Source organism: Alkalibacterium sp. m-11, assembly GCF_054658155.1.
This window is the reverse complement of the sequence record NZ_BAAGIR010000248.1, coordinates 1-1,606: the sequence shown is the minus strand read 5'-3', so window position 1 is coordinate 1,606 and position 1,606 is coordinate 1. Positions and strand designations below refer to the sequence as shown.

The window sequence follows — 1,606 nt, the reverse complement described above, 5'->3', positions numbered from 1 at the left end:
CTATGTGTAAAATAGTTGTCGGAAAGTAAAATAGTAGGGCAAGAAATTAAAGTAGACAAAAAGAAAGAAGACCCTTAATCTAGAGATAACCACAAATCCAGAAAAGAGGTCTTCTTATGAATCAAATTATAGCAGAAATTGCCAGTATATTAAAGGATTCTGAAACATTAATAGACAGTGAAATACGATTAGATCAGTACCTTCCACAAGTCATGTGTGAGTTGGTTTCTAAAGCAATAGAAATGATTGATTTGGAACTAATCCATTCCTATAAAGAACGAGGATACGAAATAGAGAAAACAATGAAACGTACCGTTCAATTCTCTTACGGGGGTGTTGAAATTAGGCGACGACGTATGCGAAAAGAAGGTAAGAAAAGCGTTGTACCGTTAGATGAAGCCATTGGCTTGGAAGAGTATATTCGCTATTCGCCTTTAGTTGAAATGAAAGCCGCTAAGGTTGCCTCCGATGGTGTGTATCGTAAGGCAGCTGACGCCATTAACCTCTTAACTCCGCTTCAGGTAAGCCATACAACGGTTCATAAGATGGTTCAAAAAACAGGCGAGAAAGTTCAAAAATGGACAGATGAAGCTCCGAGTCATATTGAAACACCTCAAAAAGAAAAAAAGAAAGTGCCTGTGTTATTTATTGAAGGAGACGGGTTATTACTAAAAGGAAGAGGCGAAAAAAACCCTGAGCTTCATCGTGTTCAATTTCATGAAGGTGTGACGTACGTAGGAAAACAAAAGCGACCAGTCCTTATCGAATCCCAGGTTTTTGAAAGTACAGTATCTAGTAAAGAAGCCTTTAAACGAGCTGGGCGGTGGTTAGAAGCGACGTATGATATTCGGGAAACGATAGTCGTATCCAACAGTGATGGCGGCAGCGGGTATGAAAAAGATAAATTTGAACAGATTATTGGAAAATGCAAAAAACATGAACACTTTAGAGATCCCTATCACGTGAATGAAAAAATAAACCAACGGTTAAGTTTTGATAAGCCTATGATTTTTGAAATGAAAAAAGCTGTGAGTGCCTATGATAAAGAGCGTGTACTTAGCGTATTGGCGACGACAGAGAGTCGAATAGAAGATGAGGAGAAAAGAGCTGATAACATAGAACACCTCCGTCTATTAGGGGCTTATTTAGACCGCAATTGGGAAAGTATTCGTCCATTGAAAATGCGAGACTTACCTGTAAGAAATGGGATAGGTATTTGTGAAAGTAATCATCGTCCCTATAGTTATCGTATGAAACGTCAAGGGCGTGGATTTTCAGCCAAAGGAGCTGGAAACTTAGCTTCAATTATTTCAGCTCGTAAAAACGGAACGCTTTTAGAAGCTTTAAGAGCCGAACTACCTGCATTTGAACAAACCATTGTCCCTGAATTTAAAGGCGCTGTTAGAGCTGTTTTGAAAAAGATTAATCGTCCTTCTGTAGGCGTTAAAATGGGAGAAATAGCTAATTATAGTTCCACATCAAGTCCAATGGGACAACTGAAGAAAATGTTTGGGTAATGAAACACACAGAATGAGCCATTTTAATATTAAAATTGAAGAGTTACCATCTCTAGAAAAAAAGTTTCCGCCAAAGTCTTGACACATAC

The 1,606-nt window shown here is 38.4% G+C and carries 1 protein-coding gene; it reads left to right on the top strand.

Translation table 11 applies throughout. The features are described from left to right. Positions 1 to 116 precede the first annotated feature (116 nt). A complete protein-coding gene (locus tag ACYQ2O_RS12180) occupies positions 117 to 1,517 on the top strand; it encodes an ISLre2 family transposase (RefSeq protein WP_459796696.1) in 1,401 nt (466 codons plus the stop codon). Positions 1,518 to 1,606 lie beyond the last annotated feature (89 nt).